Here is a 21,768-nt window from a genome sequence, read left to right on the forward strand (position 1 = left end):
GGTCGGATCATGCTACCCGCCGATCCGCAAAATATGCGTCTGATTTCATTGGGATTTCGCTCACGGATAGTGTAAATATTCCGGTTGTGGCCACTCTTCCGGAATATTTCGACCATGAGCGCAAACCCGCGTCGGCTCGACCGCATCGACATCGGCATCCTGAACCAGCTGCAGCAGAACGCGCGCATCACGAACGCGGAGCTCGCGCGCGCGGTGAACCTGTCCGCCACGCCGTGCTTCAATCGCGTGCGCGCGCTGGAGAAGCTCGGGTTGTTCCGCCAGCAGGTCACGCTGCTCGATCCCGAGCCGCTCGGGCTGCGGATCAACGTGTTCATCCAGGTCAGCCTCGAGAAGCAGGTCGAGGATGCGCTGCAGCGTTTCGAGGAGGCGATCTCGCAGCGGCCCGAGGTGATGGAGTGTTACCTGATGTCGGGCGACGCCGACTATCTGCTGCGCGTCGTGATGCCCGACATGCGCACGCTGGAGCGCTTCATCATCGAGCGGCTGACAACGATTCCCGGCGTGTCGAACATCCGGTCGAGCTTCGCGCTGAAGCAGGTGCGCTACAAGACCGCGCTGCCGCTGCCGGCGGCCGGGCTGACGCTCGTCGATCCCGACGAGTCGGCGTCCGACTGGGGCTGAGCGCGGGGCGCCGGCGCCCCGTCCGGTTTCAGGTTTCAGACGAAACGGCGACAACGCGCCGACGATTGCCCGACGCCGTCGAAAGGGGCGGACTGCCGCAGATCCGGTCGCTGCGCGTCGCTGCGCCTTGCCGCGCGGGGCGCCCGCGTCTTCACGACGCCGCGCGGCACGATCGCGTATGCTCGTTCGGTCAGCGGCGAAGGCGGCTGCCGGAGCCGATTCAATCGTGTGACGACCGATCAACGAGCGAGGGCATGATGGCTAGACAGACGATGGCGGAATACCTGGCGAAGACGCTGGCGGCAGCGGGCGTCGAGCGCATCTGGGGCGTGACGGGAGACAGCCTGAACGGCCTGTCGTTCAGCCTGGGCCAGATCGGCTCGATCCGCTGGATGCATACGCGGCACGAGGAAAGCGCGGCGTTCGCCGCGGGCGCGGATGCAGCGTCGACCGGACGGCTCGCGGTGTGCGCGGGCAGCTGCGGCCCCGGCAACCTGCACCTGATCAACGGGCTGTACGACTGCCACCGCAATCACCAGCCGGTGCTCGCGATCGCCGCGCACATTCCGTCGACCGAGATCGGCCTCGGCTACTTCCAGGAAACCCATCCGCAGGACCTGTTCCGCGAATGCAGCCATTTCGCGGAACTCGTGACGAACGCGTCGCAGTTCCCGCGCGTGCTCGCGCGCGCGATGCGCACCGCGATCGAGGAACGCGGCGTCGCGGTGATCGTGCTGCCGGGCGACATCGCGCTCGGCGACGGCCCGGAGGAAGCGCCCGCGTGGAGCGACTCGGCGCCACCGTCGATCCTGCCGGCGGACGCCGATCTCGATCGGCTCGCGGCGCTGCTCAATGGATCGGACGCGGTCACGCTGCTGTGCGGCAGCGGCACGCAGGGCGCGCACGACGAAGTGGTCGCGCTGGCCGACACGCTCGGCGCGCCGGTCGTGCATGCGCTGCGCGGCAAGCCGTTCGTCGAATGGGACAACCCGTTCGACGTCGGGATGACGGGGCTGATCGGCTTCAGCTCCGGCTATCACGCGATGGAATCGTGCGACACGCTGCTGATGCTCGGCACGGACTTCCCGTACCGGCCGTTCTATCCGACGAATGCGAAGGTCGCGCAGATCGACTGGAAGGGCTCGCAGCTCGGCCATCGCGCGCCGCTCGCGCTCGGCCTCGTCGGCACCGTGAAGGAAACGGTCGCCGCGCTGCTGCCGCGCCTCACGCGCAAGACGCAGCGGCACTTCCTCGAGAACGCGCTGAAGCACTACGCGGCCGCGCGCAAGGGCCTCGACGATCTCGCGGTGGCCGAGCCGCCGGGCCGCGCGATCCATCCGCAATACCTGACGAAGATCGTCGACGAAGTCGCGGCCGACGACGCGATCTTCACGGCCGACGTCGGCACGCCGACGCTGTGGGCCGCGCGCTACCTGACGATGAACGGCAAGCGCCAGCTGCACGGTTCGTTCAATCACGGCTCGATGGCGAACGCGATGCCGCAGGCGCTCGGCGCGCAGGGCGCGCACCCTGGGCGGCAGGTCGTGTCGCTGTCGGGCGACGGCGGACTGTCGATGCTGCTCGGCGATCTTCTGACCGCGCGCCAGCTCGACCTGCCGATCAAGATCGTCGTCTACAACAACAGCTTGCTCGGCTTCGTGTCGATGGAGCTGAAGGCGGCCGGCTATCTCGACACGAACGTCGACCTGAGCCCGACCGACTTCGCGGCGATCGCGAAGGGCGCGGGGATCTTCAGCGTGCGCGTCGAGCATTCGGAGAACGTCGAGCACGCGCTGCGCACCGCATTCGCGCACGACGGGCCGGCGGTCGTCGACGTCGTGACGTCGAAGTACGAACTGGCGATGCCGCCGAAGATGGAGTTCGCGCATGCGAAGGGCTTCAGCCTGTTCATGCTGCGCGCGATCCTCAGCGGGCGCGGCGACGAGATCGTCGAGCTGGCGCGGACCAATCTGCGGTGAGGCGGCGGGGCGGCGCGAACCGTCGAGCGGCGAACCGTCGGCGATCGAGACGGCCCTGCGGCAGGTCACGATCGTCGGCGCGCGGTATCCCGCGCAGCTTCGGCGGCGCGTCGACCGCCGAGCGGGAAGCCGTCGATTGCACGGCCGGCAGTGGCGGCGCAATCAGGGACAATCTTCACGTCGCCTTAAGTTTGCATTTCCTAGAATCGATGGAGCGCCGCGCGTGCGTGGCGGACGGATTTGTTCAGGAGGATGCACGTGAAAGAGCCCCGTGGCGTCGTAGCCCTGTTACAGGCAGTCATTGGCACGCCGAAGCTGATGGCGCAACCGCGCAAGGTTGGCCGATGATCTGGCCGAACGCGTTGCGTGTCTCGGCACTGTTCGTGCGAGAGTGGGTCGGCCGCCCGGCCGCGGTGGGCGCGTTGTGCCCGAGTTCGCGGCATCTGGCGCGCGAGATGGCCGATGCGGTGCCGGACGGCGACGGGCTCGTCGTCGAGCTCGGCGGCGGCACCGGTGCGATCACCGCCGCGTTGCTCGAACGCGGCGTCGCGCCGGGGCGCCTCGTCGTGGTCGAGCGGGCGCCGGCGTTCGTGCAGCACCTGCGGCGGCGCTTTCCCGGGATTTCGATCGTATCGGGCGACGCGCGGCAGCTCGAGCGGCTGCTGCCGCCCGATGCGCGTGTCGACGCGATCGTGTCCTGCCTGCCGCTGCGCACGTTGCCGCGCGAGGACGTGACGGCGATCGTCGGGCAGTGCGAGCGTGTGCTGTCGGTCGACGGCGTGATGATCCAGTTCACCTACGACCTGCGCGTGCCCGAGCGTCACCCGCTGCGCGATCCGGCATTCGTTGCCGATGCCAGCCGGATCGTGTGGGCAAATATTCCGCCCGCGCGCATCGTCACGATGCGCAGGGCCGCCATCGGACAGGTGGCGTGATGCCCGCATCCTGACACGCTACCTTTCATCGACCCTGCGGAGGCCGTCGGTCGCGGCTCATGTTGCGGCGTCCGGCACGCGCGCCGCAGGCCGCGATGCGACCCGCCTGATGAAGCGGTCGAGCGGCGTCGCGTAGCCGCTTCATCACGCACGATCTCGACGACGCATCGCGGATCGGCGACCGGATCGCGATCCTGCGCGACGGCACGCCGGACGACATCCTGTCGCGTCCGGCGGACGATGATGTGCGGCGGTTCGTCGAGAAGCAGAGGAATGCGAACCGATCTGCCGGGAGCGGGCCAGCGAAGCACGGGGGCGTTTCTCCTGCGTTTTGAGCGGCAGCCTGCCGGTACCCGCACGCGGTTGCACCGCAGGCAGCCCGTGGGTCACGTGCGGCGCATCTCGGGGGGATGTGCGTCGCCATTCCACGGCGCTTGCCGTCAGGAATCCTCGTTCCGGCCGATAACCGGACTCGCGCGCGCCCGTGCTCGTCGCGGACAGGATCCGAGGAAAAAGCGCCGAATCATAGTCGAAACATTTCTAAATGGCACTCCATGCGGGATTTTGATGCCTCATCGGAATGAATTCGGCGGGCGTCCTTGCCGGGCCTGCGTTTGCGATTGGGATTGAATATCCGGTGCTACGGGCATACCCATATGGGCCGGCCGCGGCCGTTCAAAAGTGAAACATTCCGCGCTTGCAGGGACCTTCTTCGGAAGATCGGACAAGCGTTTGAATACAGAGAGAAATCCATCCGCGGGTCGAGGGTGTCCCGGCCCCGTGCCGATCGACACGTTTCAGACCTGAAACATAAATCGCATGCCGGAATCGGGCGAGGCGGGTTATGTCGCGCAAAGCATCCAACCGGCTCCCTGTCGTCAGGCAGCTGGCTGGGATTGGCATCGCCGATGCGTGTTGTCCTCCGGATTGGTGCAGTTGGCCAAGCCGTTCCTCGTTACTTCAGGAGGATTTCATGCGCAAAACTCTATTGGCGTCTGCTGCGCTTCTCGCCTTGGGATGCAGCGGCTACGCAATGGCGAATCCATGCAGCAGCGATACCAGTTCGACATGCAGTCAGAAAGCCGATGACGGATCGAACACTCTCAGCAACGCAGTCAGCTCAACCCAGACCAGCTCCACCGGGTCCAATGCGAATGAAGTTTCGCCTGGCGCGAGTGTCTACCAGGATTCGTACAACAGCACCAAGATCGTCGCGATCAGCAAACTCGACGGGTACGTGAGCAATGTCCAGGTCTGGGGCATCGGCAACAACGCGACCAACTCGGGCAGCGCGGCCGGCGGAAGCGGCGGCAAGGGCGGCAACGGGTATGGCTACGGCGGCATCGGCGGTAATGGCGGAAGCGGCGGTGCAGGCGGCGCCGGCGGCAAAGGCGGCAGCGCGCATAACGGCAGCGCCACGGCGGGTAACGCCAGCAATGGCAGCGCGACGGCCGGCACCGGCAACGGCGGCGGCGGCGGAGCCGGCGGCTCACCTGACGCCAGCGGCGGGGGCGGCGGCAATGCCACTGCGAGCGGCGGCTCCGGCTCCGGCACGGGCGGCGGCGCGATCGCGGCCTCGGTCGGCGTAGGCGGTTCCGGCAAGGGCAGCGGCACAGGCTGGGGCGGCGGCACCGGCACAGCCAATCCCGGCTCCGCATGGGCCAGGAATCATGGCAGCGGAAGCGCGTCGGCATCGGCCGGCAGCGGCACCGGCACCGGCACGGGTACCGGCACCGGCTCGGGCAGTGGCTCAGGCGGCGCAGGGTCGGCGGGTACGTCGACCGCTTCGGGCGGATCGGGCGCGGGCATCGGCGGCGCGGGTGCGGCCGCGGGCGGCACCGGCGGCGCGGCGGCGGCCACGGCGGGCAACGGCGGTGCCGGCGGCGCGGGCACGGGCGGCGGCGCGACGAACGGCGGCGCGACGACGACGGCCAGCAACGGCGGCGCAACCGCGGGTAGCGGCGCGGTGGGCGCGATGGGCGGCGCGGGCGGCGCAGGCGGCACGGGCAACGGCGGTGTCGGTAACGGCGCGGTCGGCGGCGCGGGTGGCGCAGGCGGAGCCAATGCGGTCAACGCGGGGACGTTCAACATGTCCAACGCGATGGCGAGCGTCGGCCAGACCGCCGCGGGCATCATGGTCGCCAACCAGAACAGCGGCATGGCGTCGTTGGTTCAGCAGGCTGTGACCGTGCAGGCGAACCTGTCCGTAGGACGTTAGCCGGCCGGCCGGTCCTGGCGAGCCGGATGCATTGACGCGGGCGCAGGCGAGCCCGCGACTTGCGTTCCATCGCCGATGGACAGGACCGCCGGCGAGGGCGGGATGGCCGAACGGCCGTCTCGCTCTCGTTGGCGCAGGCCGGGCTGATTTCCGTCGATCGACGGTCACGCGGATTCCGCTCCCTGTGCGCCGGTTTCGGGCCGGCTCGCGCAGGGACCAAGGAGACAGCCATGCGAATCCGAACGGCACTTTTGCTGGTGATATTGCCTGCGGCGCTGCTGCCGGGCCTGATGGCCCATGCCACGGCTGACGGGTCGCGAACCGTTGCGGCGGAGGCCACCGCCGATGTTGCGCCGGCAGCCGCAGCTTCCCCACCCGCCGAGCGCGCGGATCACGCCGATCCGGCCGCGGCCGTCGCGCCCCCTGCGGCAGCCATACCCGCTGCGACCGACACCGCGACCGCTCAAGCGGGCAGCTTCGGTGTCGCGATGACGCCTGACCAGCTCGATGAGCATCGGGGCGGCGATGCGCTGATCGGCCAAAACTATCTGACCGGCGCGGTGACCGACAACGTGGCGAACCGCGTGTCGACCGGCTCGAATTCGATCGCCGACGGCTCGTTCGCCAATGCGAGCGGCCTGCCTACGGTCATCCAGAATACCGGCGCCAACGTGCTGATTCAGAACGCGACGGTGCTCAACGTGCGCTTCGGGAACTGAGCGATGAGACCGGTTGCCGCAGCATGCATCGCGGCGCTCGCTTACGCGCTGTCCGTCCCGGTTGCATGGGCGGACGAGATGACGGTCGTCGATCCGGCGGGCGCCGGCTATGCGATGCACGTCACGAGTCTCAAGGAGGCCCGCTTCAAGCGCACCGTCAAGCAGCAATTCGATTTCAGTTGCGGGTCGGCTGCCGTCGCGACGCTGCTGACTTATCAGTACGACTATCCGATGACCGAGCAGACCGCCTTCGCCCAGATGTGGGAGAACGGCAATCAGGAGAAGATTCGCCAGCAGGGCTTCTCGCTGCTCGACATCCGGCGGTTTCTCGACGCGCACGGCTTCGTCGCGGACGGCTTCGAGCTGCCGTTGCAGACGCTCGCCAGGACGCACACGCCGGCGATCGTGTTGATCACCGAGCACGGCTATCACCATTTCGTGGTCGTGAAGGGGCTGCGTGACGGGCGTGTGCTCGTCGGCGATCCGGCCACCGGCACGCGCCCGATGTCGCTGGCGAGCTTCGAGCAGAAGTGGGAAGACCATGTGATTTTCGTGATTCACAACCGGCCCGAGCTGGCGGTGTTCAACGACCCGCGTGACTGGCGCGTCGCGCCCAGCGCGCCGCTCTACACCGGTATCGCGCGCGACGGCCTGTACAACGTCGTGATGCCGAAGCACGGCCCGAACGACTTCTGAGGACCGTCATGAGATCCCAGACCAGGAACATCGCCGGCATCGCCGTGATGGTGTGCGGCGGGGTGACGTCCGTGAGTGCGGCGGCGATGCAGGACGACGCGCTGGCCGCGGCCGACGTGCCGGTCGCGCAGACGAGCGGCGTCGTCGAGGCATCCGCCGCGAACGCGGGCGCCGATATGGCGCCTGTGGAGTCGCGGGCCGGCGAGGTGCCGATCCTGCGTGCCGTGCCGCTCGCGATGGGTGAGTGCGCGGCAGGGACGCCGGCCGCGGAGCCGGGCGGCGCGCAGGAACGGAACTGGCCGGCAGCCGGCGCGATCGCGCTCAGCGACGCGCGCCTCGATGCGATGCGCGGCGGCTTCGATATGCCGAGCGGTCTGAAGGTTTCGTTCGGCGTGTCGCGTGTCGCGTTCGTGAACGGCAATCTGGTCACGACGACCAGCTTCAATATCCCGGACATCAGTCATATCACCGCGCAACAGGCGCAGGCGCTGGCGGCCGCGAACGCGGGCGCGCTGATCCAGGTCGGCGCCGGCAACGCCGCGCAGCCCGCCGCGCTGCCGGCGCTGACCGGCGCGGTAATCCAGAACACGTTGAACAACCAGCAGATCCAGGCGGTGACGACGATCAACACGACCGTCAACACACTGTCGACGTTCAAGAACCTGAACGTGATGTCGACGCTGAACAATGCGTTGATCGGCGTGTTGCCGGGGCGATGAAGGCTCGGTGAGCGACCGAGGAATGGCAGATGAGCGCGCACTGGCGCGCCGGGGCCCGCGTGCGGCGCGCAGCCCGCCGCACGCGCACGCTTGCGATCAGAATGCAATCGGCACGCGCAGCGTCATGACCACGTCCGGCGTGTCGCGTGTGAGGCCGGCGCCGATCGAGAGATTCAGCGTGGTCTTCGGCGACAACCGGTACGAGTAACCGAGGAGCAGTGAGCCGAGGATCACGCGCACCGAACTGGGCACCGTCTGGCCGTTCTGTTTCGTCGGCAGTACGATGCTCTGGTCGTAGCCGAGGCTCACCGACGCCTTCTCGTTCAGCGCGAGGCCCATGCCGATATTGAAACCCCAGATGTCGCCGGGCTGCACCTTGCCGATGAAGTCCTTCTGTCCATCGCGAATCGTGAGGCTGAGATTGTCGCGGCTGAAGCTGTGCAGATAGCTCAGGTTGCCGAAGAACACCACCGGGTCGGACGGAAAGAGCCACGTGAGGCCAGGCTGGATCGCGTAGAAGCCGGAGCCCGTCGGCTGCTCGAGCGGCAGGCCGGTGCCGGTGGCATTGCCGACGCAGCGCGTGACGCAGTCGGTGACGACGTCGAACGGGCTCTTGCCGGTGGCGCTCTTGAAGCGCAGCCAGCCGATGTAATAGAACTTGTCGGGGCCGCCGGTATTGAACTGGTAGCGCAGCGTCATTTCGACGTCGCCGAGGCCTTTGCCGTGGCTGTTGAACGCGTTGTCCTGGGCGGTGCCGGTGAAGATCTCGCGGCTGATCGTGTCGTTCGTCGAGTACACATAGGGGACGCGGACTTCGACTTCCATCCGGTTGGTGATCCCGTAGCGCACCGCGACCGCGCCCGTCAGCGTGGTCGTCTTGACTTCCCGCACGTCGACCAGGCCGATCAGCAGCGCCGGGATGATCGTGTAGCCGACGAGGGCGACGCGGTTCGACGACGAATAGCTGAACTGGAACGACGGCTCGACGACGAACTTGTTCTTCGGCGTCAGCACGCCGGGCTGATCGAAGATCGGCGCGACAGGCGGCGGTGCGGTTTCCGCCACCGGCGCCTGGCCGACCGGCCGGCTCGGCGGCGCGGCGGACCCGGCCGAAGATTGCACGTTGCCGGGGGCGTTGCCGGCCGCGTCGGGCGCGCCGCCCGGGGAGCCGGTATCGGCCTGCGTCGCCGCGTCGCCGGAGCCGCCGGCATCGCCGGTGCCCGCGCCACGCCGGGCCGCGAGTTCGCGGTTGTCCAGCGCCCGGCTCAGGCGGGAGAGATTGGCTTCCTCGTCGGCCAGTTTGCGCTTGAGCGCACTCAGTTCCTGCAGATGGCGATCGACTTCCTGGCGCAGCGCGGAAATGTTCTCCTGCGTCGACTGGGCGTCCAGCGACTGCGCTTGCGCCTGGGCCTGAAAGAGCAGCACGCTTGCATAGCTGATGGCATGGATGCAGCGAAATGGCATGCGCTTCACGGTGCGTCTCCACGATCGGGCCTGCGGTTCCCCGGTGCACACCGACGGCTGGCCGGCGCGCGTGTTGCCCCGGATCGCCTCGCGTCACATCGCGCGCGAGCCAGAGGATGTTTCTCCGGCGGCAACGACATGCGTGATCGAACGCAATGAAACTTCGGCAGCGAGGCCGCGCGCCGACACTCGATTGTCAATGTGCACGACGTCATGTCCCGCCGGCCGAACGACGCGGGGGCAGACCTCACGAGGCTAGTGCAGGCGGGCATCGAAAGCCAACCAGACAAACCCTTGCCCGCGTACGGTGGACGACGGACGTCACGGTTCTCCCTGTTTCACGGGGGCTTGCGTCAAAACCGAATGCACGTTTCGAGCCCGTGCGCGCAGGCTGCGCGGCGGATTCATGGCAGTGTTTTCCCGTGTTCCGGCGGGCGTTGTTCCGATCAGGCGATGCAGGGGGGCGACCGCCGTTGCCGGAGAGGCGATCGCGCGGAAGTCGCGCGTTCCCTTCCATCCGTGCGGCGCGTCGGTTGCGCGGGAAACGATTCGACGCGAGCGCGATCGTGCCGCGGCTCGTCGGCCGGCACGGGTTGAACGCGATCAGGTATCGGGAATACGGCTCGGGCTTGATGCCCGCGCGATACGTCGCGCTCGTCGTGCGGCATGGGCGGTGCCTGACGTCGAGGTGGCACGCAGCGTACCGGCGAATCGTGGGCGGTTGTCCTGTCAGCGTTGACCGGGCACACGCACGACCTGCGCCGAATCACGTTGCCTCGCGTCGTCGCGGCGCGAAACAAAAAACCCGCCGGCAGGCTGGTGCTTGCGGGCGGGCGAAGACACCTCGGGCCGAGCGGCGCGGGTGTCGCGTGAAGAACGGAGAACCGGGGTGCGTCAGAACTTGTGGCGCAGCGCGAGACGCACGGCCACCTGGTTCGACGTCGACGACGGCGCGTCGGTGCCGGGGATGAACGCATTGTCGAGGATCGAGTTCGTCTTGTCGCCGGCGATGTGCTGGTACGCGGCCTGCACGTACACGTCGGTACGCTTCGACAGGTTGTAGTCGGCCATCAGTCCGACCGAGTGGATCTTCGGCTTCGCGTCGCCGGTCGATGCGTCGTACTTCTCGAGCGACAACACGTACTGCGCGCCGACCATGAACGCCGGCGTGATCTGGTACGAACCGTTCACCTCGAAGTTCTGGTACTTGATCGCGCTGACGGTCGCACCCGGTGCGATGATCGCGCCCGGCGTGCCGAGGTAGCCATTGCCGGTCGGATTCTTGTAGTTCGAGTTCGTGTACGCGAAGCCGACCGTCGCGGGTCCGAACGTGTAGTTGATGCCCGCGCCGAACACGCGCATGCGCTCGGCGATGTAGCTCGCGTCGTTCGCGGTGATCGCACCGGCCGAGCCGTCGCCCGGACGGTTCGCCTGCAGGTAGGCGGCGCCGATCAGCAGGCCGTTGTTCTGGTATTGCGCGCCGAAGCTGTACGCGCGGTTGTCCGAGAAGTTCGTGCTGTTGCTGAAGCTGTATGCACCGCCGAACTGGAAGCCGCCGAAGTTCGGGCTCGCGTACTTCACCGTGTTGTCGAGGCGGAACGAGTTGTCGGTGTTGTCGTTGTCAAACGGGTGCGCGAGCAGGTAGCCGCCCCAGTTGCCGTTGGCCGTGGTCGGCGCGAGATAGTCGACCACGGAGTCGTACTGGCGGCCGAACGTCAGCGTGCCGTACTGCGTCTGGCTCAGGCCGACGTATGCCTGGCGGCCGAACATGCGGCCGCCCTGGTTGAGCCGGCCGGTGTTCACGTCGAAGCCGTTCTCGAGCTGGAAGATCGCCTTCATGCCGCCGCCGAGATCCTCGCTGCCCTTCAGGCCCCAGCGGCTGCCTTGCGCGTAGCCGCTCGCCATCTCGTAGACGTGGCCGGTGCCGACGTTGTTCGTGTAGTTCAGGCCTTCGTCGATCACGCCGTACAGCGTGACGCTGCTTTGCGCGAACGCGGGGGCTGCGAAGGTTGCCGTTACGGCGAGCGCCGTCAGGGTCTTTTTCATTGAGAGATCTCCGGGATATCCAGCTTCTTGTATCGGTTGTCGTGAGCGCGTCCGGCGAGGCGCGCCCCGTCATCCGGGGCGACCCGGCGCAGCGCGCGCGGCGCCGGAAGCGCGCGATGCGCGGCGGCGCGGCGACCGGCTGGGTCGGGTCGTGTCTCCTCCGATGACACCGCGCATTCTTCCCAAGCCGAAACGGATTCGAAAGCGAGTAATTTCGATGGATGGGATCGGGTTCGCCAATGGGGCGCGGCGGGTCGTTTCGACGGTCGAAACGGTGTGCGCGGCGCCGCGCTTCAACGCGGGGCGAGCGGTGCCCGAACAAGGCTCGACGCAGCCCGTTCCGGGCCGCGCGCGGGCCCGGTGAATCGGCTGAGAGGCCCGTCCGGCGGGCCATGCGAGGCACCCGACGATCGATTGGCGCTGCCGATTGCAATGATCGGAATTACTCGTTTCCCTAAACATATTGGTGGCTCGACCATGCAGCCTGACCGGACGTGGCTGGCTTCGCGATTTGCCGGTCGCCGCGCATGCCGCGACGCACAAACAACAGATTCGATTTGGAGACGACCCACCATGCAGATTCGACGACTGAAAACGGTCCTTCTCGCCGCCGCGGCGATCCTGTCCGCGCCCGCGGCCCATGCGGCCGGCGGCGCGTGCGCCGACGGCAAGACGGTCCATTTCGCGGGCATCACGTGGGAGAGCGGGTCGTTCGCGACCGAAGTGCTGCGGCAGATCATGGAGAAGGGCTACGGCTGCAAGACGGACGTCGTGCCGGGCAGCACGGCCGCCACCGAAACGGCGCTCGCGCGCAACGACCTGCAGATCTGGGCCGAGCAGTGGACGGGCCGCAGCGAGATCACCGCGAAGGCCGTTTCGTCGGGCGCCGTGAAGCTGATCGGCGACACGCTGCCGGGCGGCACGACCGAAGGCTGGTTCGTGCCCGACTACGTGGTGAAGGGCGATCCGGCGCGCAACATCAAGCCGGTCGCGCCCGGGCTCGTGTCGGTCGACGATCTGCCGAAGTTCAAGCAGGTGTTCGCCGACGAGGAGGAACCGGACAAGGGCCGCTTCCTGAACTGCCCGACGGGCTGGGACTGCGAGCGCGTGAACACGCGCCTGCTGAAGGTGCTCAAGCTCGACCAGTCGTACACGAACTTCCACCCGGGCACCGGTGCGGCGCTCGACGCGGCGATCGCGTCCGCGTACCAGCGCGGCGCGCCGATCGTGTTCTATTACTGGGGCCCGGCCGCGCTGATGGCGAAATACAAGTTCACCGCGCTGAAGATGCCGGCCTATAACGAAGCATGCTGGAAGACGTTGCGCGACGAGAGCAGCACGCACCAGTGCGCGTCGTCGTACATGGTGTCGCGGCTGACGGTCGGCGTGTCGAAGCCGTTCGCCGATGCGAATCCCGATCTCGTCGGTGTATTCGGCAAGGTGCGTTTCCCGATGGACTTCCTGAACCAGACGATCCTCGAGATGACGACGAGGAAGATCGACGGCGCGGCGATGGCCACGCAGTTCCTGAAGACCCGCCAGGACATGTGGAAGCAGTGGGTGCCGGCCGACGTCGCGCAGAAGATCGCCGGCAGCCTGAAGGGCGCGTAACCTGCGCGCGGCGGCGGGCCCGCGCCCGCCGCCGCCGTCACGCGCCTTCGCGGCGCGACGGAGAATCAACATGAACGGCTTCTTTCTGCACCTGTCGATCGCCGACTGGGTGAACAGCGCGCTCGAGACGTTCGTCGCGCAATACGGCGACAGCTTCCATCACTTCAGCGCGCTCGTGTTGCGCTACCTGCTCGTGCCGCTCGAAGGCGCGCTGCGCGTCGCGCCGCCGTGGCTCGTGCTGCTGGTCGTCGGCGCGATCGCGTGGAACGCGACGCGCCGCATCGGCCTCGGCGCGCTCTTCATGCTGCTGCTCTACGCGATCGGCTGCTTCGGCCTGTGGGACAAGCTGATGCAGACGCTCGCGCTGATGCTCGTCGCGACGGTGCTGTCGGTTGCGATCGGCGTGCCGGCCGGCATCCTCGCGTCGCGCAGCGCATGGCTGCGCCGGATGCTGCTGCCCGTGCTCGACGTGATGCAGACGCTGCCGAGCTTCGTGTACCTGATCCCGGTGCTGATGCTGTTCGGCCTCGGCAAGGTGCCCGCGATCCTCGCGACGATCATCTACGCGCTGCCGCCGCTGATCCGCCTGACCGATCTCGGCATCCGCCAGGTTGATCCGGACGTGACGGAAGCCGCGCGTGCGTTCGGCACGACGCGCTGGCAATTGCTCGTCAACGTGCAGTTGCCGCTCGCGCGGCCGAGCATCATGGCCGGCATCAACCAGACGACGATGATGGCGCTGTCGATGGTCGTGATCGCGTCGATGATCGGCTCGCGCGGGCTCGGCGAGGACGTGCTCGCGGGCATTCAGACGCTCGACGTCGGCAAGGGCACGCAGGCCGGCCTCGCGATCGTGATCCTCGCGATCGTGATCGACCGGATCAGCCAGGGCTTCGGCCAGGAGCGGCGCGCGCGCCGCCGGCTCGCACAGCAGCGCCGACAGAAGGGCGCGTCGCGCGTGCCGTACCGGCTGCCGCGCAAGGCGGAGTCGGCGGGCGTCGATTCGAATCAGGCGACGCAATCGTCGCGCGCATAGGAACGGAGGCAGACATGGCGACCATCGACGTCAAACACGTGTACAAGCTGTTCGGGCCGCAGGCCGCGCATGCGCGCGTGCTCGACCTGCTGCGCTCGGGCAAGCGCAAGGCCGACGTGCTGGCCGAAACGGGCTGCAACGTCGGGCTCAACGACGTGAGCCTCGGCATCGAGTCGGGCGAGATCTTCGTGATCATGGGGCTGTCGGGTTCCGGGAAATCGACGCTCGTGCGGCACTTCAACCGGCTGATCGAGCCGACGGCCGGCGAGATCGTGATCGACGGCAGCGACGTGATCAAGCTCGACGCGCACGGGCTGCGCGAGCTGCGCCGCTTCAAGGTCAGCATGGTGTTCCAGAACTTCGGGCTGCTGCCGCACCAGACCGTGCTCGACAACGCCGCGTATGCGCTGCGCACGCGCGGCGAGAAGCGTCACGACGCGGCCGAGGCCGCGCGCAACTGGCTGACGAAGGTCGGGCTCGACGGCTACGGCGATCATTATCCGGACGAGCTGTCGGGCGGGATGCGGCAGCGTGTCGGGCTGGCGCGCGCGCTGGCGGCCGATACCGACGTGCTGCTGATGGACGAGGCGTTCTCCGCGCTCGATCCGCTGATTCGCACCGAGATGCAGGATCAGCTGCTCGAACTGCAGGCGACGCTGTCGAAGACGATCGTGTTCATCACGCACGATCTCGACGAGGCGCTGCGCATCGGCGACCGGATCGCGATCCTGCGCGACGGCACGCTCGTGCAGGTCGGCACGCCGGACGACATCCTGTCGCGTCCGGCGGACGATTACGTGAAGCGGTTCGTCGAGAAGCGCACGAGCGTGAACTGACGCGTCGTGCCCGGTCAGGCCGCGCGGTGCGCGGCCGTCGTCAGCACGATCTTGCCGACGTGCACACCGGAGTCGATCAGCACGTGCGCGCCGCGCGCGTCGTCGAGCGGGAAGGTGCGGAACACCTGCGGTCTGACCGTGCCGGCTTCGACGTGCGGCCACAGGTGCCGTTCGAGTTCGGCGATGAGTGCGCCCTTCTCCTCCGGCGTGCGCGAGCGCAGCGTCGAACCGATGTGCGTGAGGCGCTTGGTCATCATCGGCCACACGTCGAGTTCCTTCGCCGGCCCGTTCAGCGCGCTGACCTGCAGGATCCGCCCGTTCATCGCCGCGGCCCGGTAATTGCGCGCGACGTAGTCGCCCGCGATGATGTCGAGGATCACGTCCACGCCCTTGCCGGCGGTGATCCTGTCGACTTCGGCGACGAAATCTTCTTCCCGGTAATGCACCGCGTGATCCGCGCCGAGCCGCAGGCTCGCGGTTCGATGCGCTTCCGAGCCGACCGTCGTGATGACGGTCGATGCGCCCATCGCCTTCGCGATCATCGTCGCGGTGGTGCCGATGCCCGACGCGCCGCCGTGGATCAGCACCGATTCGCCCGCCTGCAGCCGCCCGCGCTGGATCAGGTTCAGCCAGACCGTCAGGAACGTTTCCGGCAGCGCCGCGGCTTCGATCATGTCGAGGCCGGGCGGCAGCTTCATCGTCGTGAGGTGATGGGCGACCGCGTATTCCGCATAGCCGCCGCCCGTCACCAGCGCGCTGACCCGGTCGCCCGGCGCGAAGCCGCGCACGGCTGCGCCGGGCGCGACGACTTCGCCCGCGATTTCCAGGCCCGGGATGTCGGATGCGCCGGGCGGCGGGTTGTAGTGCCCCTTGCGTTGCAGCACGTCCGGGCCGTTCACGCCGGCGGCGTGAACCCGGATCAGCACTTCGTCGGCCTTCGGCCGCGGCACGGGGCGACGTGCGGTCGCCAGGACTTCGGGGCCGCCGGGGCGCGTGATTTCGACTGCCGCCATGTCGGCGGGAACGGGGGAGAGCGTATCGGACATGTTTGCCTCGAAAAGACTGGTGAGTGGTCGGTGAAAAAAGTATAGGCTTGGGCCTTGATGAATTCGCGCAGCGATTTTCACGACCACAGATGCAAATTTGCATCACACCGGAGAAACCGCTTGAACTGGGACGACGCACGCATTTTTCTCGCGATCCACCGCGAACGCAGCCTGCGCGGCGCCGCGCGGGCGGTCGGGCTCGACCAGGCGACGGTCGGCAGGCGGCTCGCGGCGCTCGAGCGCGCGCTCGGCGCGACGCTGTTCCTGCGCACGTCGGCCGGGTACGTGCCGACCGCGGTGGGCGAGGTCGCGCTGCGCAACGTGGAGAAGATGGAGCAATCGGCGATCGACCTGGTGCGGCAGACCCAGGGCGTCGACCGGCGTCTTGCCGGCGACGTGCGCGTGACGACGACCGATACGATCGGGCTCGAATTCGTGATGCGCGCGATGCGCGACCTGCACGACGAGCATCCGGACGTGCGCGTGCTGCTCAACACGTCGACGCAGGTGGAGAACCTCGCAAAGCGCGAGGCGGACATCGCGATCCGTACGATCAAGCCCGACAATCCCGATCTGCTCACGCGCCGGCTTGCCGCGTGGCCGACGGGGTTGTACGCGTCGGAGGAATACCTGGAGCGGCATGGCGAACCGGTGCCCGGCACCGGCTTCGAAGGACATGACCTCGTGTGCTTCCTGCCGCACCTGAATGCACGCGGCCCGCTCACGGTGGTCGGCGAGCCGGTGCGCGCGGGGCGGATCGTGTCGGGGCTGAATTCGAATCTGATGTTGCGCGCGGCGGCGCGCGCCGGGCTCGGGCTCGCCGAGCTCCCGGTGCCGATCGCGGAGCGCGACGCGCTGGTGCGCGTGTGGCCGGCGCGTACGTCCGCGCGTCCTTACGAAGTCTGGATGGTGACGCACAAGGACTTGCGGCATACCGCACGGATGAGCGCGATGATCGATCACATCGTGCGGGTGTTCGACGAGGTGGGCGTGCGGAGCGGGGCGCGGGATTGGAGGTGAATTGAAGTACGAGATGCGGTTCACTGCAGTGTGTCGACGATCTGCGGGATCGGCCCGGGCGGGTGTGACCTGTTCGATGCCGGCGAACCGGCCTTCGGGGCGTGAAAAACGAACGGCGGTAGTGATTTTCCGATGAACGAGAGGGCTCGATGAACCGATTCAGCGTGGACGGAAAAGCGCTTGGCGATTGGGCGAAGTTTCACGACTACTTCGCGAGCGAATTCGGATTTCCGGGTTACTACGGCCGGAACATGGATGCATGGAACGATTGCATGAGCGACTATTGCTACGAGCACGGCATAGTGTCGCTGCGGATCGACGATGCGGGAGCGTTGAAGGATCGCAATCCGGAGATATTCGCCGCGCTCGTCGAGTGCAGCGCGTTCATCAACTGGCGAGCAACGAAGGAAGGGGGCGACCCGTTGATCGTGTTGTCCTATTGGGCGTAGTCGTGGCGTTGACGTTGCGTTGAGTTGAGTCGCATCGTGAAGCCGATCGCCGGGCCGGCACGCAACCGCATCGCGCGCGCCTGCCCGCATCGTCGAGAACGCAGCCGCCTTAATGCGTGACCGTTTCCCGTTCGCTTGCTCTCACGGCAGCCGCGTCGCCACGCCCCGCATCCGCCAGAACCAGATCCGCGCCTTTCTCCGCGACCATCATCGTCGGCGCGTTGATGTTGCCCGACGTGATGTTCGGGAACACCGATGCATCGACGATCCGCAGCGCCTGCAGCCCGTGCACGCGCAACGACGCATCGACCACCGACGTCGCGGCGTCCGGCCCCATCGCGCACGAGCCGCACAGGTGGTAGATCGAACCCGACTGCTCGCGGAAATACTGCAGCATCGCTTCGTCGGAATCGACCTGCGGCCCCGGCGAGATTTCCTCGACGGTCATCGACTTCAGCGCCGGCGCGCGCATCAGCGCACGAATCACCTTGCTGCCCTGCACGGCCTCGTCGAGATCCTTCTGCGTGGTCAGCGCATTGATGTGGATCTTGGCGGCATCTTCCGCGCGGTTCGAGGCGATCTCGATCGTGCCGCGGCTCGTCGGCCGGCACGGGTTGAACGCGATCAGGAATCCGGAGTAAGGCTCGGGCTTGATGCTCGCGCGGTCGCTCTTCGGGATCCGGTACGACAGCGGGTTGAAGTAAAGCTGGATGTTCGGCTCCTGCGCATCGGCCGTGCCGCGGAAGAAGCCGCCCGCCTGGTTCACGCTCATCGCGAGCGGGCCGCGCTTCGTCAGCAGGTAGCGCAAGCCGATCTTCATCTTGCCGAGCAGGGTGCCCATCTCGTCGTTCAGCGTCGGCCGGTTCGCCTTGAAGTAGAAGCTCACGCACAGGTGGTCCTGCAGGTTGCGGCCGACGGCCGGCAGCGCATGCACGAGCGGCACGCGCCGGCGCGCGAGCAGCGCCGGATCGCCGACGCCCGACAGTTGCAGCAGCTTCGGCGTATCGACCGCGCCGGCCGCGAGGATCACCTCGCGCGCGGCGACGAGCGTTTCGTCGCCGTGCCCGCCCGCGATGACCACGCCGGTCGCGCGCGTGCCGTCGAACGTCACGCGCCGCACGAGCACGCCCGAGCGCAGCGTGAGGTTCGCGCGGTCCAGCGCGGGACGCAGGTACGCGAAGCTGCTTGAACAGCGTTCGCCGTGCTTCGTGTTCAGGTCGTAGATGCCCGCGCCCTCGAACTGCGCGCCGTTGAAATCGTCGGTGCGCGGCAGGTTCAGTTCGCCGCAGCCCTTCAGGAACTCGTGGACGATCGGATGCACGTCGGCCTTCATCGACGTGATGTGGATCGGCCCCGTCGCGCCGTGATGCTGCGGATCGGTCGCGCCGGCCGCGTGGGTTTCGAGCTTGCGGAAGTACGGCAGCACGTCGTCGTACGCCCAGCCCGGATTGCCGGCGGCCGCCCAGTCGTCGTAGTCGCTGCGCTGGCCGCGCACGTAGACCATCGCGTTGATCGAGCCCGAGCCGCCGACCACCTTGCCGCGCGGGCAGTACAGCTTGCGATCGGCGAGCTGCGCCTCGGGCTCGCTGTAGTACATCCAGTTGTAGCGGCGGTTGTAGTAGGTCTTCGTGAAGCCGACGGGCACCTTGAACCAGAACGACGCGTCGCGCTCGCCCGCTTCGAGCAGCAGCACCGAGTGCCGGCCCGATTCGCTCAGGCGGTTCGCGAGGATGCAGCCGGCCGAGCCCGCGCCGACGATGATGTAGTCGTAGCTCATGTCTGTCCTTTGCGCTCAGCCCTTCGCGGGAGCGAGATCCTTCACGTCGACGGGGCGTTCGCCCATCTGCAGGTGCAGCCGTTCGCCGGTGTACGGCGTGTGGCGCCTCACGACGTCCATGTCGAGCTCGATGCCGAGGCCCGGCTCGTTCGACGGGACGATGTAGCCGTCTTCCCAGCGGATCGGCGTCTTCACGACTTCGGCGTGGAAACCGCCCCACGTCATGATGCTTTCCTGGATCAGGAAGTTCGGCGTGCAGGTCGCGAGCTGGATGCTCGCGGCCGCGCCCACCGGCCCGTTGTACAGGTGCGGTGCGATCTGCGCGTAGTGCACTTCGGCGAGCGTCGCGATCTTCTTCGCTTCGAGCAGGCCGCCCACACGCGCGACGTTCAACTGCAGGATCGATGCGCCGCCCGCCTGCAGCAGCTTGTGGAATTCGTACTTGGTGGTCAGGCGCTCGCCGGTCGCGATCGGAATCGACGTGTGCTTCGCGACTTGCGCGATCGCCTCTTCCTGGCCGGGGGGCACCGGCTCCTCGAACCACAGCGGGTCGTATTTCTCGAGCCGCTTCGCGAGCCGGATCGCCGACGACGGCACCATCTGCCCGTGCGTGCCGAACAGCAGGTCGGCCTTGCTGCCGACGGCTTCGCGCACCTTGCGGCAGAACGTCTCGCAGCGGTCGAGCACTTCGAGCGACAGCTGGTGGCCCGAGTAGGCCGTGTACGGACCGGCCGGATCGAACTTGACGGCCGTGAAGCCGAGCTTCACGTTCTCGGCCGCGCATTCGGCCGCGAGGTCGGGATCGTCGTAGTCGTATTCGCCTTTCGCGTTCTTCGGGTACAGGTACGTGTACGAGCGCAGCCGCTCGTGGATCTTCCCGCCGAGCAGTTCGTACACGGGCTTGCCGGCGGCCTTGCCGATGATGTCCCAGCACGCCATTTCAAGGCCGCTGACGACACCCATCATCGTGAGATCCGGTCGCTGCGTGAAGCCGCTCGAATAGGCCTGGCGGAACAGCCGTTCGACGTGATGCGGGTCGCGGTTCAGCAGGTGCCGTTCGAACACGTCGTCGATGATCGGCGCCATCGCCTTCGGGCCGAACGTCGCCGAGTAGATCTCGCCGACGCCTTCGATGCCGTCGTCGGTCTTCAGCTTCACGAAGATCCAGTACATCCCGCCGACATGCGGCGGCGGCACGGCGACGATATGGGTTTCGAGCGAAACGATCTTCATGCGGACTCCTGGATACGGGAAAGGCGGTTGAGGCGGTATTTGAGGAACGCGGCCGCGCCCGCGCCGCAGAGCGCGATCGCAGCGATGTAGCCGAAATAGAGCTGGTAGCCGTGCGCGCCCGGCCAGGTATGCGTCACGTAGCCGTTGATCAGCGGCACGAACACGTCGGGCGAATAGCCGAGCACCGAGATCAGGCCGATCGCGAGGCCCGCGCAATGCGTCGGCACCTTGCAGTCGTCGAGCAGCGACCAGTACAGGCCGCGGATCGCATAGGTGAGGATGCCGATGAACAGCACGAGCACGACGAGCATCGCCTGCGGGCTATGCGCGGGTGCTGCGATCAGCCCGACGAGCGACAGCGCGGCGAGGACCAGCGCCCAGAACAGCACCGACACCTTCGAGACGCGGTCGCCGAGGAAGCCGCCGCCGATGCCGCCGACGGGGCGCATCCACAGCTTGAGCGTCGTGATGAAGCCGGCCGCCGTCGCGCTGAGCCCGAAATTGCCTTCGTGCAGGTAGGCCGAGAAGCTGTAGGTCGCCCAGAACACCTGGTAGCCGCAGAACACGATCGCGGCGACGAGCCACAGCTCGGGGATCGCCGCGAGCGTCTTCAGGTCGGTCAGCACGCTGCCTTTTCGGCGTTCCGTCACGGCCTTGCGATCGCCCGCGCCCGCCGGATCCTTCACCAGCGCGAGCAGCACGCCGAGCGCGATGCAGAAGAACGCGTACAGATGCACGACGAGCGTGAAGCCGGCCGCATCGGTGCCGCCGCGCGCCTGCGTCACGTAGGCGAACAGCGTGATCGCGATCGTCGCGAGCAGCGCCTCGACGAGCCCGCGGCCGCCGTCGAGCAGCCCGAAGAAACGGCCCTGTTCGTCGGGGCCCGCGATCATGTTCACGCGCTTGATCACGGCGGCCCAGAACGTGAGGCCGGTGGTCAGCCCCCAGCCGCCGAAGATCAGCACGAGCGTGTCGAACGACGGCCCGGTCGCGTAGACGAGCCCGAGCGCGCCCGTCGCGAGCAGCGAGAAGCAGATCAGCCAGCGCGGCGACAGGCGGTCGGCCAGCCAGCCGCTCGGCAGGTAGCTGACGAGGAAGATCGTGCCGAGCGACGAATACAGGTAACCGAGCTGCACGTCGTCGATATGGAAAAACTGCAGCATCGTCGGCTGGTACACCTGCCGCAGATACAGCATCGGGTAGATCGCGCCGGCGGCAATCACGAGCAGCAGCAGTTGCAGGTAGCGTTGCGCGCGGGAATGCTGCGACGCGTGAGCGTCGTCGTGCAGCACGAGCGACGCGGCGGGCGTCGACGGTTGAGTCGGCATGATGTCTTCCTCCA

At 67.4% G+C, this 21,768-nt stretch carries 18 protein-coding genes and 1 pseudogene; 13 read left to right on the top strand and 6 right to left on the bottom strand.

What is annotated here, in order from left to right; all coding sequences use genetic code 11:
* Window positions 1-114: 114 nt before the first annotated feature.
* The 8 genes and pseudogenes from DIE17_RS20205 (at window position 115) to DIE17_RS20240 (ending at window position 7,908) form a co-directional block, all read left to right on the top strand.
* On the top strand, window positions 115-642 hold the full coding sequence (locus tag DIE17_RS20205) for an Lrp/AsnC family transcriptional regulator (protein WP_124487053.1): 528 nt from the start codon (window positions 115-117) through the stop codon (window positions 640-642).
* Between the two features lie 257 nt (window positions 643-899).
* Entirely contained in the window at window positions 900-2,621 is a 1,722-nt protein-coding gene (gene poxB, locus DIE17_RS20210) for a ubiquinone-dependent pyruvate dehydrogenase (RefSeq protein ID WP_124487146.1), read from the top strand.
* A gap of 344 nt (window positions 2,622-2,965) precedes the next feature.
* Window positions 2,966-3,556 carry a class I SAM-dependent methyltransferase gene (locus DIE17_RS20215; protein ID WP_044845405.1) on the top strand — a complete coding sequence of 197 codons (591 nt, stop codon included), beginning with the start codon at window positions 2,966-2,968 and terminating at the stop codon, window positions 3,554-3,556.
* Window positions 3,557-3,696: 140 nt separating this feature from the next.
* Window positions 3,697-3,816: pseudogene (locus tag DIE17_RS38025) on the top strand (glycine betaine/L-proline ABC transporter ATP-binding protein); the annotation flags it as partial.
* 713 nt (window positions 3,817-4,529) lie between these two features.
* Window positions 4,530-5,774 (top strand): hypothetical protein, encoded by a 1,245-nt coding sequence (locus tag DIE17_RS20225; RefSeq protein WP_124487052.1) that lies wholly within the window; start codon window positions 4,530-4,532, stop codon window positions 5,772-5,774.
* 230 nt (window positions 5,775-6,004) lie between these two features.
* On the top strand, window positions 6,005-6,493 hold the full coding sequence (locus DIE17_RS38030) for a hypothetical protein (protein WP_124487051.1): 489 nt from the start codon (window positions 6,005-6,007) through the stop codon (window positions 6,491-6,493).
* Window positions 6,494-6,496: 3 nt separating this feature from the next.
* A complete protein-coding gene (locus DIE17_RS20235; RefSeq protein WP_124487050.1) occupies window positions 6,497-7,189 on the top strand; it encodes a C39 family peptidase in 693 nt (230 codons plus the stop codon).
* An 8-nt stretch (window positions 7,190-7,197) separates the two neighbouring features.
* Window positions 7,198-7,908, top strand: a complete 711-nt coding sequence (locus DIE17_RS20240) for a hypothetical protein (RefSeq protein ID WP_124487049.1) — start codon at window positions 7,198-7,200, stop codon at window positions 7,906-7,908.
* Window positions 7,909-8,004: 96 nt separating this feature from the next.
* On the opposite strand, the gene DIE17_RS20245 is transcribed toward DIE17_RS20240, so the two are convergent.
* Window positions 8,005-9,381, bottom strand: a complete 1,377-nt coding sequence (locus tag DIE17_RS20245; RefSeq protein ID WP_124487048.1) for an acetate kinase — start codon at window positions 9,379-9,381, stop codon at window positions 8,005-8,007.
* Window positions 9,382-10,266: 885 nt separating this feature from the next.
* Entirely contained in the window at window positions 10,267-11,418 is a 1,152-nt protein-coding gene (locus DIE17_RS20250; protein ID WP_124487047.1) for a porin, read from the bottom strand.
* A 573-nt stretch (window positions 11,419-11,991) separates the two neighbouring features.
* On the opposite strand from DIE17_RS20250, the gene DIE17_RS20255 reads away from it, so the two are divergent.
* The 3 genes from DIE17_RS20255 (at window position 11,992) to DIE17_RS20265 (ending at window position 14,901) form a co-directional block, all read left to right on the top strand.
* Window positions 11,992-13,029, top strand: coding sequence for an ABC transporter substrate-binding protein (locus DIE17_RS20255; RefSeq protein WP_124487046.1), 1,038 nt, complete (start codon window positions 11,992-11,994; stop codon window positions 13,027-13,029).
* Between the two features lie 70 nt (window positions 13,030-13,099).
* The gene (locus tag DIE17_RS20260; protein ID WP_044848041.1) at window positions 13,100-14,065 is read left to right on the top strand and encodes an ABC transporter permease; all 966 of its coding nucleotides are present in this window, start codon (window positions 13,100-13,102) and stop codon (window positions 14,063-14,065) included.
* Between the two features lie 14 nt (window positions 14,066-14,079).
* Window positions 14,080-14,901, top strand: a complete 822-nt coding sequence (locus DIE17_RS20265; protein ID WP_124487045.1) for a glycine betaine/L-proline ABC transporter ATP-binding protein — start codon at window positions 14,080-14,082, stop codon at window positions 14,899-14,901.
* A gap of 14 nt (window positions 14,902-14,915) precedes the next feature.
* On the opposite strand, the gene DIE17_RS20270 is transcribed toward DIE17_RS20265, so the two are convergent.
* Window positions 14,916-15,947 carry an NAD(P)H-quinone oxidoreductase gene (locus DIE17_RS20270; protein WP_124921230.1) on the bottom strand — a complete coding sequence of 344 codons (1,032 nt, stop codon included), beginning with the start codon at window positions 15,945-15,947 and terminating at the stop codon, window positions 14,916-14,918.
* Window positions 15,948-16,067: 120 nt separating this feature from the next.
* Between DIE17_RS20270 and DIE17_RS20275 the strand changes: the two genes are divergently transcribed.
* Together DIE17_RS20275 and DIE17_RS20280 are read left to right on the top strand one after the other, a co-directional pair.
* Complete coding sequence (locus DIE17_RS20275) at window positions 16,068-16,967, top strand: LysR family transcriptional regulator (protein ID WP_124487043.1); 900 nt, start codon at window positions 16,068-16,070, stop codon at window positions 16,965-16,967.
* 149 nt (window positions 16,968-17,116) lie between these two features.
* Window positions 17,117-17,416, top strand: a complete 300-nt coding sequence (locus tag DIE17_RS20280; RefSeq protein ID WP_124487042.1) for a barstar family protein — start codon at window positions 17,117-17,119, stop codon at window positions 17,414-17,416.
* A 109-nt stretch (window positions 17,417-17,525) separates the two neighbouring features.
* Here DIE17_RS20280 and DIE17_RS20285 read toward each other — a convergent pair whose 3' ends face one another.
* Genes DIE17_RS20285 through DIE17_RS20295 form a run of 3 tightly spaced genes read right to left on the bottom strand, consistent with a single transcriptional unit; the run spans window position 17,526 to window position 21,754 of the window.
* Window positions 17,526-19,193 (bottom strand): GMC family oxidoreductase, encoded by a 1,668-nt coding sequence (locus DIE17_RS20285; RefSeq protein WP_124487041.1) that lies wholly within the window; start codon window positions 19,191-19,193, stop codon window positions 17,526-17,528.
* 15 nt (window positions 19,194-19,208) lie between these two features.
* Complete coding sequence (locus DIE17_RS20290; protein ID WP_124487040.1) at window positions 19,209-20,426, bottom strand: mandelate racemase/muconate lactonizing enzyme family protein; 1,218 nt, start codon at window positions 20,424-20,426, stop codon at window positions 19,209-19,211.
* Window positions 20,423-21,754 (bottom strand): nitrate/nitrite transporter, encoded by a 1,332-nt coding sequence (locus DIE17_RS20295; RefSeq protein WP_185715743.1) that lies wholly within the window; start codon window positions 21,752-21,754, stop codon window positions 20,423-20,425. The genes DIE17_RS20290 and DIE17_RS20295 overlap by 4 nt, the downstream gene beginning before the upstream one ends.
* Window positions 21,755-21,768: the final 14 nt, after the last annotated feature.

It is taken from the genome of Burkholderia sp. Bp9099, assembly GCF_003857805.1.
In the GTDB taxonomy this organism is placed as follows: Bacteria; Pseudomonadota; Gammaproteobacteria; order Burkholderiales; family Burkholderiaceae; genus Burkholderia.